Annotated in this window: 14 protein-coding genes; 6 read left to right on the top strand and 8 right to left on the bottom strand. The window is 63.3% G+C overall.

Annotated elements, in window-relative coordinates:
- Positions 1-201: 201 nt before the first annotated feature.
- The 5 genes from HAV18_RS21150 to HAV18_RS21130 form a co-directional block, all read right to left on the bottom strand.
- Entirely contained in the window at positions 202-714 is a 513-nt protein-coding gene (locus tag HAV18_RS21150) for a hypothetical protein (protein WP_166959313.1), read from the bottom strand.
- A gap of 116 nt (positions 715-830) precedes the next feature.
- Positions 831-1,157, bottom strand: coding sequence for an H-NS family nucleoid-associated regulatory protein (locus HAV18_RS21145; RefSeq protein WP_166959312.1), 327 nt, complete (start codon positions 1,155-1,157; stop codon positions 831-833).
- Between the two features lie 444 nt (positions 1,158-1,601).
- The gene (locus tag HAV18_RS21140) at positions 1,602-2,633 is read right to left on the bottom strand and encodes an extracellular solute-binding protein (RefSeq protein ID WP_166959310.1); all 1,032 of its coding nucleotides are present in this window, start codon (positions 2,631-2,633) and stop codon (positions 1,602-1,604) included.
- A complete protein-coding gene (locus HAV18_RS21135; RefSeq protein ID WP_166959308.1) occupies positions 2,630-3,481 on the bottom strand; it encodes an ABC transporter permease in 852 nt (283 codons plus the stop codon). The genes HAV18_RS21140 and HAV18_RS21135 overlap by 4 nt, the downstream gene beginning before the upstream one ends.
- The gene (locus tag HAV18_RS21130) at positions 3,468-4,313 is read right to left on the bottom strand and encodes an ABC transporter permease (RefSeq protein WP_166959782.1); all 846 of its coding nucleotides are present in this window, start codon (positions 4,311-4,313) and stop codon (positions 3,468-3,470) included. Before HAV18_RS21130 ends, HAV18_RS21135 begins: the two co-directional genes overlap by 14 nt.
- Before the next feature lie 573 nt (positions 4,314-4,886).
- On the opposite strand from HAV18_RS21130, the gene HAV18_RS21125 reads away from it, so the two are divergent.
- Together HAV18_RS21125 and HAV18_RS21120 are read left to right on the top strand one after the other, a co-directional pair.
- Positions 4,887-5,339 (top strand): GNAT family N-acetyltransferase, encoded by a 453-nt coding sequence (locus HAV18_RS21125; protein WP_166959306.1) that lies wholly within the window; start codon positions 4,887-4,889, stop codon positions 5,337-5,339.
- 15 nt (positions 5,340-5,354) lie between these two features.
- Positions 5,355-6,362, top strand: coding sequence for an AraC family transcriptional regulator (locus tag HAV18_RS21120; protein WP_166959304.1), 1,008 nt, complete (start codon positions 5,355-5,357; stop codon positions 6,360-6,362).
- A gap of 293 nt (positions 6,363-6,655) precedes the next feature.
- On the opposite strand, the gene HAV18_RS21115 is transcribed toward HAV18_RS21120, so the two are convergent.
- From HAV18_RS21115 to HAV18_RS21105, 3 genes are all read right to left on the bottom strand, one after another.
- Positions 6,656-7,492: a M48 family metallopeptidase gene (locus HAV18_RS21115; protein WP_166959302.1), complete on the bottom strand. Its 837-nt coding sequence runs from the start codon at positions 7,490-7,492 to the stop codon at positions 6,656-6,658.
- Positions 7,493-8,020: 528 nt separating this feature from the next.
- Positions 8,021-9,226, bottom strand: a complete 1,206-nt coding sequence (locus HAV18_RS21110) for an MFS transporter (RefSeq protein WP_166959300.1) — start codon at positions 9,224-9,226, stop codon at positions 8,021-8,023.
- On the bottom strand, positions 9,223-9,588 hold the full coding sequence (locus tag HAV18_RS21105) for a RidA family protein (RefSeq protein ID WP_166959298.1): 366 nt from the start codon (positions 9,586-9,588) through the stop codon (positions 9,223-9,225). The genes HAV18_RS21110 and HAV18_RS21105 overlap by 4 nt, the downstream gene beginning before the upstream one ends.
- 133 nt (positions 9,589-9,721) lie before the next feature.
- Between HAV18_RS21105 and HAV18_RS21100 the strand changes: the two genes are divergently transcribed.
- The 4 genes from HAV18_RS21100 (at position 9,722) to HAV18_RS21085 (ending at position 13,622) form a co-directional block, all read left to right on the top strand.
- A complete protein-coding gene (locus HAV18_RS21100) occupies positions 9,722-10,540 on the top strand; it encodes a TrmB family transcriptional regulator (RefSeq protein WP_166959296.1) in 819 nt (272 codons plus the stop codon).
- An 87-nt stretch (positions 10,541-10,627) separates the two neighbouring features.
- Complete coding sequence (locus tag HAV18_RS21095; protein WP_166959294.1) at positions 10,628-11,485, top strand: PhzF family phenazine biosynthesis protein; 858 nt, start codon at positions 10,628-10,630, stop codon at positions 11,483-11,485.
- Between the two features lie 252 nt (positions 11,486-11,737).
- A complete protein-coding gene (locus HAV18_RS21090; protein ID WP_166959292.1) occupies positions 11,738-12,415 on the top strand; it encodes a hypothetical protein in 678 nt (225 codons plus the stop codon).
- Positions 12,416-13,226: 811 nt separating this feature from the next.
- Positions 13,227-13,622, top strand: a complete 396-nt coding sequence (locus HAV18_RS21085) for a hypothetical protein (RefSeq protein WP_166959290.1) — start codon at positions 13,227-13,229, stop codon at positions 13,620-13,622.
- Positions 13,623-13,625: the final 3 nt, after the last annotated feature.

Genomic DNA, 13,625 nt, shown 5'->3' with positions numbered 1-13,625 from the left:
CCAGATCAATGTCGAAGAACATCCATCGAGATCAAAGTACCCTCCAGCCAATCAGCAGCTTACCTCATCGATTCGTCCGATTCACGCGGGCGCTCCTTCCGAACGCCTGAAAAGTGAAACGGTCCGGGCGGCACGTTGTGGCGCGAGCATGCACACACGGCCGGGACGACCGGCGCGACGGCCCGACTTCGGGATGTGTCTTCACCGGCGTCGCGAGAAACGGGATTTTTCCCGGCGCTCCAACGCGAGCGAAATGTCGAGGAGATCGCTTGCGAGCATTTGCGCCTGTTCCGCTTGCTCGGCGTGACGCTTGAGCCCTTCCAACGGCGAACCCGGGTGATTCTTCTCCATTCCGCCCAGGAACATCAGGACAGCGGCGTCGGCATGGGCACGGGCGCGCACGGCGTGGAGCCGGGCTTTCCGGACACGCGAGCCGATCAGGTCGATGCGGGCACGAACGCTCGGAAAATACGCGGTCGCCAGTCGCCGGTGCCGACCTTCCAGACTTTCGAGTTCGGAGACACTGGCTTCCGCCCTGACGGCGGACAGGGTCGCTGCGAGCACAACATCGGCCCCGCCCGGATCCGCGACAAGCGCGCTCGGCGATTGAAGGCCGGCCGACTTGCGGCACGCTGCCGGAATGCAACGCCAAACCGATGCACGAATGCGCTCCCATGCAACACGAATTCGGTTAGGCGACAATGATCTGGACATGGTATGCCATAAGCTCGCATGAACCGGGCCCGCGTTCGGATGCCGACCACCGCGTTCCGGATGGTGCGTGACGTCGGACGAAGGCACGGCGGTCAACCCGGCGCTTCGCTTGCCCGCTATGCCGCCCGCTCCGCGATCTCATGCGCCTCGTGGATCAGGAACTGGTCCCTTTCGCGGCCGGCGATCCACCGGGGCTCTCGTCCCCGTCCGCTCCATTGCGCACCGGATTCCGGATCGCGATACTTTACGGCGGCGGGACCACGACGCTTGACGGGGCGCGGCCTGAGCTTCGGCCTGGAGAACACATCCTCGGGCCTCAGATCGAATTCGGCAATCAACCTTTGTACTTCCTTGATCGCGCTCGCCAGTTCCTGAGTACGCGCAAGTTCAGCCTGCGTCTGGAGTTTCTGGATCTGGTCTTTCAAATCTCGGTAGCTCTGCATATCGTATTCTCGAAACGAAGAAAATCAATCGTCTGTTTTTCGCGGCATCCGCAATAATTAAATATAGGTGTCCGAACCGTATCAGGTTGATGCACCACGCCGCATCGATTAAAAGGCGCGATCGAGAGAAGCGATCGCGAACCGCCCGTGCCGAAAGCCTGCCAATCACCGAACACGGACGGGCGGCGACCGAGGCTGCGTGTCTTCGCCGGAATGAAATGGCGCATCGGGAAAGTGACGGCTCGAACTCCGTCCGGACCCATGCAGACACCGCGCCCCAGCGCGCAAGATCACGCCGGCGACTGCATACCGGCTCGGCGGCCCCGTGTTCGGCCGCCGCCGGGGACGACGATCGCATCGGGTGATGCGTGCAGTGGCGGCGCCCGGCTCCACCGCTGCACGCGCGAATCGCTCATCCGGCAGGTCATCGACGTCCGGCGCGATTCATTGATTGCTCTTCAGCTTCAGCCAGACCTTGTTACGCAGTTGAATCGCCGCGGGCGAGCACATCTTGTAAGGCTTGAGCCGCGCCTTGTACTGCTCCGGCGTCTTGATCGCGGGATTGTCGAGCAGCGCGGGATCGATGTAGCGTTCCGATCCGACGATCTCGTTGCTGTACCGGAGCGCGTTCGTCACCAGCGCGATGTTCTCGGGCCGCATCATCCAGTCCAGGAACTTGTAGGCCGAATCGACGTTTCGCGCTTTTGCCGGAACCAGCAAGCTGTCCATGAACAACCGGACGCCCTCTTTCGGATACACGAACCGGATCGTCGGCAAGCGGTCCTGTGCCCGTGCAGCGGCGCCGTTCCAGACGTGCTGAAGGATGATCTGCCTGGTCGCGAGACGATCGACCGTTCCGTCGTTGCTATACGTCTTCACGAACGGCTTCTGCTTCTGCAGCACATCGAGGACGCGTTTCGCGTCCTCGGGACGCTCGGTGCATTCATCCTGTCCCAGATACCAGCTCGCGGCCATGTACAGTTCCTCCTCGACGTCCAGATCGCCGACCTGGCCGCGCAGCGCCTCCGGGGGCTCGAAGAACGACTTCCAGCTATCGTCGAGCCGGCCGCCCGGCACGCGCGCGCTGTCGTAGGCAAACCCGGTCAGGACGACCGTAAACGGCATCGCGTAATCCCGCTGCGGATCGAACGACGGATGACGGTACTCGGGCTTGATGTTGGCGATATTGGGCAGCTTGCTCTTGTCCAGCTTGAGCAGAAGGCCAGACTTCACGAGTACCGGAACGTAGTAGTCGCCGCCCACCACGACGTCGTATCCCCCTCCTCCCGCCTGAAGCTTCTGGGTCAACGCTGCATCACTCGCATAGGTGTCGAGCGTCGTCTCGATGCCGGTATCGGCCTGGAACTTCTTGAGCAAGTTGACAGGCAGGATGTTCGGCCAGCTTCCGATATGTAACTCGGCGGCCTGGGTCGTGACGGCGGCAAGAAGCAACATCGCACCGATTGTTTTTTTCATGCTGTTCCTATTGCGTGGAGATTGGCGTGGTGTAACTCGGACTGCTGGGTCCTGGATCTTCTTTTGCCTCGGGCACCGACGATCCAGACCGCCATCAGTTGCAGCGTCGAGAGTCCGATGATGACGGTCGACACGGCACTGATCTTCGGCGTGATTCCGATCTTTAACGCGCCGAAGACGTACATCGGCAAGGTGGTCATGCCCGCGCCGGCGAGAAAGTAGCTGGTGACGTAATCGTTCATCGACGCGACGAAGGACAGCAGCGCCCCCGCGACGATGCCGGATAGCGCCAGAGGCAGGGTAATTTGCCTGAATGTGGCCCAGGGCGTGGCCGACAGGTCCGCGGCTGCCTCAAGCAGCGTGCGATCGATCGTCGCGAGTCTCGCCTTGATCGGCAGGTAGGCAAGCGGCACGCAAAACACCACGTGAGCAAACAGAACGGCACCGAAACCCAGTTCCGTCTCGAACATCGAGAACAGCATCATGGTCGCAATTGCCAGCACGATCTCGGGTATCACGAGCGGCAGCGCAATGACGAGTCCCGCGGAGTCGAAACCGCGCCGGTCGCCTCTCGACCACCACGCGACTGCCGCGCCCGTCGCGAGCGTGGTGGAGAGCACCATCGACGCCAGCGCCAGCAAGAGCGAATTCTTCGCGGCGCGGACCAGTGTCGGATCAGCCCAGGCATCAACGTAAGCTTGCATCCCGAACCCGTCCCATATGAGGGCGGACGGCCCGGTGTTGAAGCTCATCCCGATCACGGTCAGCATGGGCAGATAGAGGAACGCCAGCACCGCGCATGCGATCGCCGCAGTCAGTGGAAACCGGCGCAGTTCAGGCGAAATCATGCATACGCTCCTGCCGTCGGAACAACGAACCCAGGCGAGACGCGAGCATCGCCAGAAGCACCATGGCGAGCAAGGCGAACGACATGGCGGCGCCCAACGGCCAATCCCGTCCCCCGGCAAACTGGAAGTCGATCAGGTTGCCGATCATGAAAGCATGGTTGCCGCCGAGCAGACCCGGGATCGTATAGGAACCCAGTGCCGGAACGAAGACGAGCCCTGTTCCGGCCATGATGCCCGGACGGCAGCACGGCACGACGACATGGGCCAGTGCCGCCGACTTGTCAGCCCCGAGGTCGTAGGCCGCCTCGACCAGCCGCCAGTCGAAATCGTCGAGCGCGGCGAAGATCGGCACGACCATGAACGGCGTGAAGGCATAGACCAGGCCGATCAGCGTCGCGAGATCGGTATAGAGCAATCCGAGCGGGCCATGCATCAGGCCGGCGCCGGACAACAACCGGTTCAGAAGGCCATCGTCCGCAATGACGATGATCAACCCGTACATCTGGACGACGACGCAGGTCCAGAACGGGATCGTGATCAGGATCAGCAACATGGCCTTCCACTTCGGGGAGCGCGTCGCAATGAACAGCGCTGTCGGGAATCCAATCAGGAGACAACCCGCGGTGGTCAGGACGGCCATGATCATCGACCGGGCGAAAATGGCGAGATAGCCCCACTGAAGGACGCGCGCCCCATCCCAGTCCCGATCGAAGACAATCCGCTCGTATGCCCGGACAGTGAAGTCGCCCCACGACACGCCGCCGAAGTCGCGCGGCGCACTGAGCGACACAACCGCCAGGACGATCACGGGAAGGACGACGCCCACCAGCATGACGAGCGCCGTCGGGTTGGCCATCGGCCGCCACGACTTCAGTAGATTGAGCATGGAGACTTGGCGCACTGCCAACGACCTCAAATCATTCAGTTCGATTGGCAAGAAGCGTACCAAATCGACAGCCTCATTTATAGTCGGCGCATGTGCCGATTACGCCAATGTGTTACCCCTGTGCGCCATCATCATTATAAATTTGCGATACTGCATTTTTTTAGGAATTATTGCATATATCGAAATTTCCGATCTCGCGCCTTGCCGAAATCGCCGCCCCGGCATTTTAAGGCTGCCGATCACCGGGCTGAAATGACTGAATACGGCGCACCGGGCCATGCGCGGACACCGAGCCGGTAATCCGTGGCGCGCGATGTAGCCACCTGGCTCGCGATGCCGGATCGCACGCCTGGAAAGCAAGGGTTCCGACTGTGCCAACCGACCAGGGCGAACCGCCAGCGACACGACTTCGGCCGGCTCGAAAATCCTCAATCGTGGAGGGTTTGCAAAAATCGTGAGATAGTTGCGCAGTTTTTTGGCACGCAAATTTCACATAACGAGAAGAGAGGCAATAAAAACATGACCATTGCTGAGAAGCTGAAATACCGCCCGATGACCGAGCGAGATGTCGGCGCCTTTTATGATGTGCGATTCTCCGTGCGCGAGAATAGAATTCACCCCCACCAAGTCCATCTTCTGAACCGCGACCTCCTGATCGAGAAGATCAGGCAGGGAGGCGGCTGGATCTGTGAGCATGGTGACGAGGCAGTCGGGATCTGCCTGCCGGTCATCACTGAAAAGCCTTTCATCTCCGCCTTGTTCGTGTCACCGCGATTCCATGGCGCGGGCATCGGCCGCGAGCTGCTCGCCCGTGCGCTGACGTGGTTGAAGGACAAGGGCGTGGATCAGGTCACGCTTGTGACCGATCCCGGCTCGCGCGCCGATGGCTTTTACCAGCGTCTGGGCTGGAAGCGTGGCGATCTGGACGAGTACGGGTGTCAGGTCGTGTTTACAAAGTTGTTGGGGAACTAGAATCCAAGGGATCGAATGAAGCCGGTAGCCGACGCGGTTCGCCGCACTGCTGCACAATGTCCAGCGCCACTGCACACCATCTTCATCACGCTCGACTTGATGAAGCGCATGGGCGTTCCGGTCGACGTCGTGCTGAAAGGCACCGGCATTTCTCCATCAGACATCGAACGACCCGGCGCAATGGTGACGCATGCCCAGGAAATGGTTCTGTTCGCGAATGCGCTCGAGGCGACCGGCAACAGCGCGATCGGACTGCATATCGGCCATGCGATCCCGGTGACGTCGTACGGCCTGCGTGGCCACGCGATGCTGGTGAGCCCAACGTTGGGCGCCGCGCTGCGCCTGGGCTTCGAGCACCCGCTGCTCGGTATCAGCTATTTCAGAATACGGGTGACCACGGCGGGCGAGACCGCGAGAATCACGGTGGGCGGCTATACCTATCGCACCGATCTGCTCGTCGTCAATACCGACATGGTATTTACGGCGGTACGCCGACAGATACGCGACCTGATCGGATGCAATCCCGATTTCTCGAAAATAGGGTTTGTCTATCCCGAGCCGCCACACGCAGAGTCTTACTCGGAATATTTCGACTGCCCGATCGAGTTCGACGCCGACGAGAACTACCTCGAATTGAGTGCATCGACGCTGGAAATCGCGCTTCCGCTCGCACATCCACTCGAATTCGAAACGGCAAGGAAGGCGTGCGCCAAACGTGAATTTGAACTGGCGCACTGGGTTCCCTCCGACCTCATCGGGCGGCTGCTCGGCCTGATGTATGAGGACCCCACGTGCCAGGATGTCGCGGAACTATCTCAAAAACTCGGCATTTCGATGCGGAGCCTGCAGCGAAAGCTTCAGGAAATGGGCACGTCGTTTAGTGCTTTGTACGATATTGTCCGCCAGGACCTGACGTCGCGATATCTATCGGAAAGGGAATACACGGTGAAGGAGATAGCCGCGAGACTGGGGTACAAGAATACCTCCGCGTTCAGCCGGGCGATGAGGCGCTGGTCGAAATAAACCGGCTCGCGCGCAACGCGGCGAGCGGACGGTCCGGTGTCGGCATGCGCCCGCCTGCCGGCCACGGCGCGATCAACGTACTGGCCTGCAAGGCGGCCAGCACGTCATCGCGACGCCGGTCGTCGATCGCTTGCCCGATAGCTTGTTGGCCCACGTGAAGGGCACTGTGACGGCGGCGAAGGCCGCCGGCGTCATGGACGATACGTGGGCCTTGCCCCGCTCCATCGGGATCGACACGGCATCAGGATCGCCCGACGGGCCGGCAAACACGCTTTCAGCCGCAAGCCGCGCGACTACCGTTGCCCGGCCGGCAACTTCATGTCGAAGGTCGGTTCGCCGTCGCCCGCATATTTCGACCACGTATTGATTGCGGAGACACGTCGCGTCAGGCGCGGATGCGTTCTGCAAATCTCGACGATAAACCCGGAAATCTCGGGCACGCTGCCCTCTTGCGCGGCGAACGCATCGGCGTTCATGGAGTCGTTCAGCCGCTGACAGCCACATCCAAGCATTTGCAATGCGCTTCGAGATGCGCGGGCATCTTTCGACAGATACGCGCCGATGCTGTCGCAGGTGTACTCTCTCGCGCGCGAATAGGCCTTACCCAGAAATGGAACGATGTGCGCCGGCAGTTTAATGAAATTCATCCACGGGTTCAGGTGTCCGGCAGCATGATGTCCGATTTCATGGCCGATCACGAAGCGCACCTGCGCATTATTGTTTGCCTGCACGAGTGCCGATGTCAGAAAGACGTAACGACCGCCCAGGATGCGTCGGGCAAACGCATTGAACAATCCATTCGAATTGTAGATAAACGTTTTCGGCGTCTCGCCCAGCCCGATCTCCTTCGCTCCCGCCTCCACCATCGCGTAAATCTCGGGAAACTGGGACGGGCCAAGCAGCACCATGTTCCCGAACGCGATCGCGCGATACATCACACCGGCCACCCAGCGGAACGCCACGAACGCAACGGCGTATCCGACGTACAGATGGACCGTCGCGCCAAATTTCGGATGACCCCAGTAGTCCCACACCAGTTCCGCGATCGCCACCCACAGAATGACTCCGATCACCATCATGATCCAGTGATAGACATTTTCCTTTTTGTTGCGAAGCTCTCTCACGTTCATTGCAATTCCCTTTTTTATGCTTCAACTCCGGTCTTTTCGATTTCCGGTGACGCGTACCCGATGATGTCCCGGCGTTCGCCATCGACATCTTTCCTCGGTTGCGCTTCCCCCCGCGGTACGGGCCTATTTTGATTCGCTTCCCGCGATCCGGCAATGACACGCCCCTGCGATCGACCGACAGCCGCCGCATTCGACTATGCCTCGCACAATTGCCACGCGTGAATTCGCAACGGGCACGCCATCCTCACGCCGGCGATCTGCGGGCAGTACGGATGCATGTATGCGGACAGCGTAGCCGTCCGGTCGCCGCGCGGAATCGAATGGAAGCCGTTCGCCGTGCGAGCCGGCGCGCCTGTCGTCGGATTCGAGATACGCGCGCCCGTGCGCGACTGCCTGACCCGGCGCCGGCCTGTCCGCCGGCGTCGCAGGCAGGTGAATGGCGGGAGCGGCTCGCCGCCGATCGACGAAGCACCCGATCATGCGCGAAAAAGGGAGGTCCGGCGCGATCGCGTACGAACGTCCGCGCGCTCAACCGGCGGACGTCGGCTCGTTCCGCGCCGCGACGCCCGCCGCCGCGGACCCGATCCACCCGGCCGCCGCGATGGCCGCCGCCGTCACGATCATCATCGCGCCCCACCCGACCCGCGCGTTGAGCACCCCTGCCGCCACGGCACCGCCGGCGCCGGCCGCGTAGTACAGCGTCAGGTACGCGGCGCTCAATGCGCCGGCCCGCGCCGGCTGGATCGCGACGACACGCGTCTGGTTCGCGACCTGTGCGGCAAAGCAGCCGGCATCGAACAAGGCCAGCCCGACAGCCAGCCATCCGGGACGACCGAGCGCAACGCCGAGCAGCAAGGTCGACACGGCCGAGACGAAAAGTCCGCCCCGGATGACCGCGCGATCGCCGAATCGATCGGCGAGTTTTCCGGCCACGCGCGTCACGCCGAGGCCCAGCACGCCCGCGAGACTGTACGCACCGATCGCGGCGGCACCCAGGCCATACGGCGGCTCGGCCAGGCGAAGCGCGAGCCCCACCCAGACCAGGTTGAACGCGAAGAACCAGAGCATGCCGGCGCAGGTACGGCGCCTCAACTGCGCACTGTCGCGCAGCAACCGTGGAATGGCACCGATCGCGTTCGCCCGGCCGGGCACCCTCTCCGGCCGGCCGCCGGGCAACAGCACCGCCCCACCGATGGCGGCCAGCGCAACGCATCCGGCCAGCACAAGCAATGCGCCGCGCCAGCCGCACCATTGCGACAACACGCCGCCCACGAAACGGCTCAGCAGGATCCCGGCGGAAATGCCCGCCGACACGGCCCCCATCGCCACGCCGCGCCGTTGCGGATCTGCATGTTTGCCGGCGACGGCGCTGCATTGCGCCGCCACCGTGGTTGCCGCGCCCACCAGAAAAAAGCCGGCGTCGAGCGCGAGCGGCCCGGGCGACAACGACGCGCACGCCAGCAACAACGCGAGCGCGCCCATCTGCATCGAGACGAGCACGCGCGGACTGAAGCGGTCAACCAGCGGTACCAGCCATGCAAGGCCGACCAGATAACCGAGCATCGTCACGGAGGCGAGCGCCGCCATGCGCGACGCCGCCACGCCGAACTCGCTCGCGATGGCCGACAGCGACGGCTGCAACGCATAGCCGTTGGCGATCGCCACGCCCGCCGCCACTGCAAGCACCGCCGTCGCGGTGCGGGACAGCGGCACGCGGTTGCCGGCAACGGTCATGCCGTGGTCCTGACCGCGATCGCCTCGACTTCGACGAGGATCTCCGGATCGACGAACGGAAGCGCATGCACCAGCGAAAACGCCGGCCGGATATCGCCGTAGATCTCCCCGTGCGCGCGTGCCGCGGCTTCCCAGTTGTCGAAGTCCGCGACCACCAGGCGGCTCTGGACGACGTCCGACAACGAGAACCCGCTGTCCGCGAGCACACGGTCGATCGTCGCCAGCGCATCGCGTGTCTGCGCGTACACGTCCGCGCCTTTGCCGGCCGTCCCCGAAATGTAGATGGTGTTGTCGACGACCACCGCGCGCGAGTAGCCGACCTTGGGCTCCCACGGGGAGCCGGTGCTGATCCGTTTTCTCATCTTGAAGATCTCTCCAGTCAGGTTGAGAAGCATCGCCTACTACTTGGGTAGTAAGTTCGAGCGATTGTATACTACTCCGGTAGTTAATCAAGAAGCCCCAGGCAGGTCGTCGTGGGCGCAGGAGCCGAAACACATGAGCGAAAACACGGAGCTGATCACGTCGTTGATCCGGCTTGGATTCACCCAGTACGAGGCGCAGGCCTACGCGGCTCTCGTCGGGCAGGCTGCGCTGACGGGCGCGGAAGTCGGCCGGCGCGCCGGCATGCCGCCATCGAAGATCTATGAAACCCTGGGTCGCCTGGAAACGCGCGGTGCGGTGCTCGTCAACCGGTCCGAACCCGTCCGCTATGCGGCCGTGCCCCACCGGTCGTTGCTCGAGGATTTGCGCACGCGCTTCAATGCGGATCTTGAACTGGCCGCAGACGCGCTCGACCGGCTGCCGGTTCAACAGGAGCCTGGGCTCGTCTGGTCGTTGAGCGGGCGGGAAGCGATCGCCAGCGCGTTCGCGCGCGTCATCGTCAATGCGAAAACACAGATTTTCGCGGGTGTCTGGGACGAAGAGATCGACGACCTGGGGCCGCTGCTCGAGGCCGCCGCGGCACGGGGCGTCGACACGCACGTGGCGATTTACGGCAATCGCACGCTCAACGGGCCGCGCCACTACGACATGGCCAAATGCGGAGCGAGCGCGAGGCTGAGGCTGTCCGGCCGCCGGCTCGCCGTCGTCGTGGCGGACAACACCGAGGCAGTGGTGGCTGAATTCGGCGATCACTCGCTTGATCACGCTACCTTGACGACCAATCCGGTCATTGCACTGCTTGCCGTCGAGTACATCAAGGCGGACGTGAGCGGGCGCGTGTTGATCGACGCAATGAGTCCGGCGGAGTACAGGAAACTCCTCAAGCATCCCGACATGCAGGCGATGCTTGCGCCGCTCGACAAGCCGAGCTGACCCATGCGACCCTGCGCGGCTGCCGGCGCATCGAGCCGCGCGCACTTCACCCAGGTACGGTAATCACCATCCTCACGCGAGCGTCCAATGACCGCCTATGCCTTCCGCCTGCTCAATGTATTCGCCGAATCGACGTTCGGCGGCAACCCGCTTTGCGTATTCGAGGATGCGCGCGGCATGGACGACGCGACCATGCGGGCGCTCGCCGTGCAGTTCAACCTGTCCGAAACGACCTTCGTGCTGCCGTCGGAGCGCGCGCATGCGCGGGTTCGCATCTTCACGCCGGGCTACGAGATGGCCTTTGCAGGCCATCCGACGCTCGGCACAGCGCATGTCGTGCGCGACCTGCTGGGTGCGGACGACGCTCTCGCACTCGAATTCAAGGCCGGCGTGGTCGACGTCAACGCGCACGACGACGTGTGGACGTTTACCGCGCCGCATGCCGGCATGCCGAAGACGGCGGCATGCGAATTGTCCGATACCCGTATGGCGGCGCTGCTGGGGCTGACGGAAGACGATCTGCTCGCATCGCCGATCTGGGTCGACACCGGCGCCGATCAATTGCTCGTCGCGCTCAAAGATCCCGACGCCGTGCGCCGCGCGCAGCCCGACAGCGCGGGCCTCGACATCTGGCCGACCAGCAGCCTCGGCCGCAAGACCGCGTATGTGTTCGCGTTCGATGCCGAGCGTCCGGGCACGGTGGTGTCGCGCTACTTCTTCGTGAAGCAAGGCAGCGTATCGGAAGACCCGGGGACGGGATCGGCCTGCGCGAATCTGGGCGGGTGGCTGCTTGCGATGAACCGCGACCTGCCTGCCGCGTTTCAGGTCGAGCAAGGTGAAGCCGTCGGCCGGCCTTGCCTGCTGCGATTGTCGGTCAGTGCAAGCGGGAAGATCGGTGTCGGTGGGCGCGTGATCGAACTCGGGCGCGGCGTCGTCAACGTATAGACGCGCGAGGCGGAAACATCGCCGCGATTTTCACCATCGCGATGCGCGCGAGCAACCCGTTGCGATGACGAATCGGCCGCTACCGTCCGGCAACCGCCGGATCGGAAATGCGGTGCGGCCGCCCCGCCCGCCACGCCGCGATATGCTGACGACACGGTCCGCAGCTATTGCCGGATCGATACGCCGCCAGCACTGCACACGCCGCCGCGTTTGCTATGCTGCGCGCATCGCCAGCCCGAGCCGATCGCCGACATGAACGCCCCCGCCCCCGACCTCGCCCGCACGCTGCGCGCGTCCTGCGACGCCTGCTTCGGCACGGCCACCGTCTGGCCGCTCGTCGAGCGCGCGTATGGCGAGCCGCAACGCCACTACCACACGCTCGCGCACCTGGCCGAGCTGTTCGCGCATCTCGCACCATTCCGCGCGGAACCGCTGTGGCCGGTGATCGAGCTCACGGTATGGGCGCACGACTTCGTGTACGCGACGACGCTGCCCGATTATGCGGACAACGAAGCACTCAGCGCGCAATGGCTCGTGCAGGTCACGAACGCGCACTGCAGCGCATCCTGGTTGCGTGCGCACGCATCGCACGTGTCCGTTGCACACGATCTCGTGCTCGCGACGAAGTCGCACCGGCTGCCCGATGCATTCGCGTCCGCCCCCGACCTCCAGCGCGCCGGGCGGATTTTTCTCGATGCCGATCTCGCGATCCTCGCGGCTGCGCCCGATCGGCTGCACGAATACGACCGCGCAATCGCACGCGAGTGGGCGCAGGATCCCGATGCGCCGTCGGCTGCGTTCCGCACGGGCCGCAGGCAGGCGCTCGAACATCTGCGCGCGCAGGCCCCGCTGTTTCAATCGGCGGAATTCGCGGCGCTTACACCGCGCGCGCAGCGCAATCTCGATGCACTGATCGACGCGTACGCGTAAGCGCCGGGCAAGAACACGCGAACGCGCCTGTCTAGCCACCGCCGGGTCGGTCGAGCCGACCCGACACGCCCGGCGACCCTACGCGCCAGGGCGGCATGACTGCCTGCAGTAGCCCCCCGCAGCACCGGGGTCTCGCCTCGTCGCCGTCATACGGCATCACACGATAAAACGGCAGAAATCTCGATCTCCCGGAAAGCCCCCCGCGCCAGGCGCGGCGGTCGCCCCCTCCTGCGCGGCTCGGCGGACTACCCGCGAAGCTGTCAGATCGCGTTGCCGTTCCCCCCTTCGGCCCCCATCGTGACGCCCAAGCCAAAGGCCACGCGACGAGCGGCGGACCATCATTTTTTCGCGGCCAGCGTGAAGGCCACGAAAGAATTCCGGCGCGACGCATACGAGCTGGCCGATGCGCCCCGCTGCTAGCGGCATGCGCAACCTGCCGATTCATCCGGAGCGATTGCATAAATCGAGCGTGAGGACGAAGTGGCCGTCATGTTGATGACCTCGGGCAATGCGAACAGATTGCGGACGCACGAGGTTCTCCACGCGACTACCCGCAAGTCATAACAGAGACACCGAACCGGACTGTCATGCGTCAGCGCCAGCCGACCGCGGTCCCGCCCGATTTATGCAACAACGCCCCTGATCGGGGCAGCCTGGTTGTAGCGTCACGCCGTAATGGGATGTAATGGATTTGCTGTACGCGGCGGGATACTTATATCGGGCGCGGTATTTCACGCGTCGCGTCTAAAACCGATGTCACAGGAGCAATTAGATGGTTGCGCGCTGAAACAGGCCTTGTGCGAAGAACGGTGTGATTGCCTATCAGGAAAGCAAAACCATGTGGGCTGCCATCGGGTCACAGACCGACGTCACGCCGCCCCTCCTGAGCGACAGGATTTCCACCGCGCAGGGGCAAAACGGTTCCGCGATCGTCGCTAGGAATGACGCCGGCCAGTGGCGCATCTACGGCATTCATGTCGGTGGCCGTGCGGCCGCCAACATCGGCTGTCGAAGCAACGAGACGGTCAGGGCCAACATGGTGGGCTGGATCGATGGCCGGACGGCCGGTGATTTTGCCACCATCGCCGACGAGTGGATGCGGCGCCGGAATTGGCCTGAGTCCGGGCGCTCGCGAAGCAATGCGCTGTACCAGTCATGCCGCGCGACGCCGGTTGCGCACCGGGCGGCATTTCAATTCAGATCATAAATT

The organism is Burkholderia sp. D-99, from assembly GCF_011605345.1.
Lineage (GTDB): Bacteria > Pseudomonadota > Gammaproteobacteria > Burkholderiales > Burkholderiaceae > Burkholderia.
The sequence above is the reverse complement of the archived record's forward strand: the minus strand, read 5'-3'. Positions and strand labels throughout refer to the sequence as shown.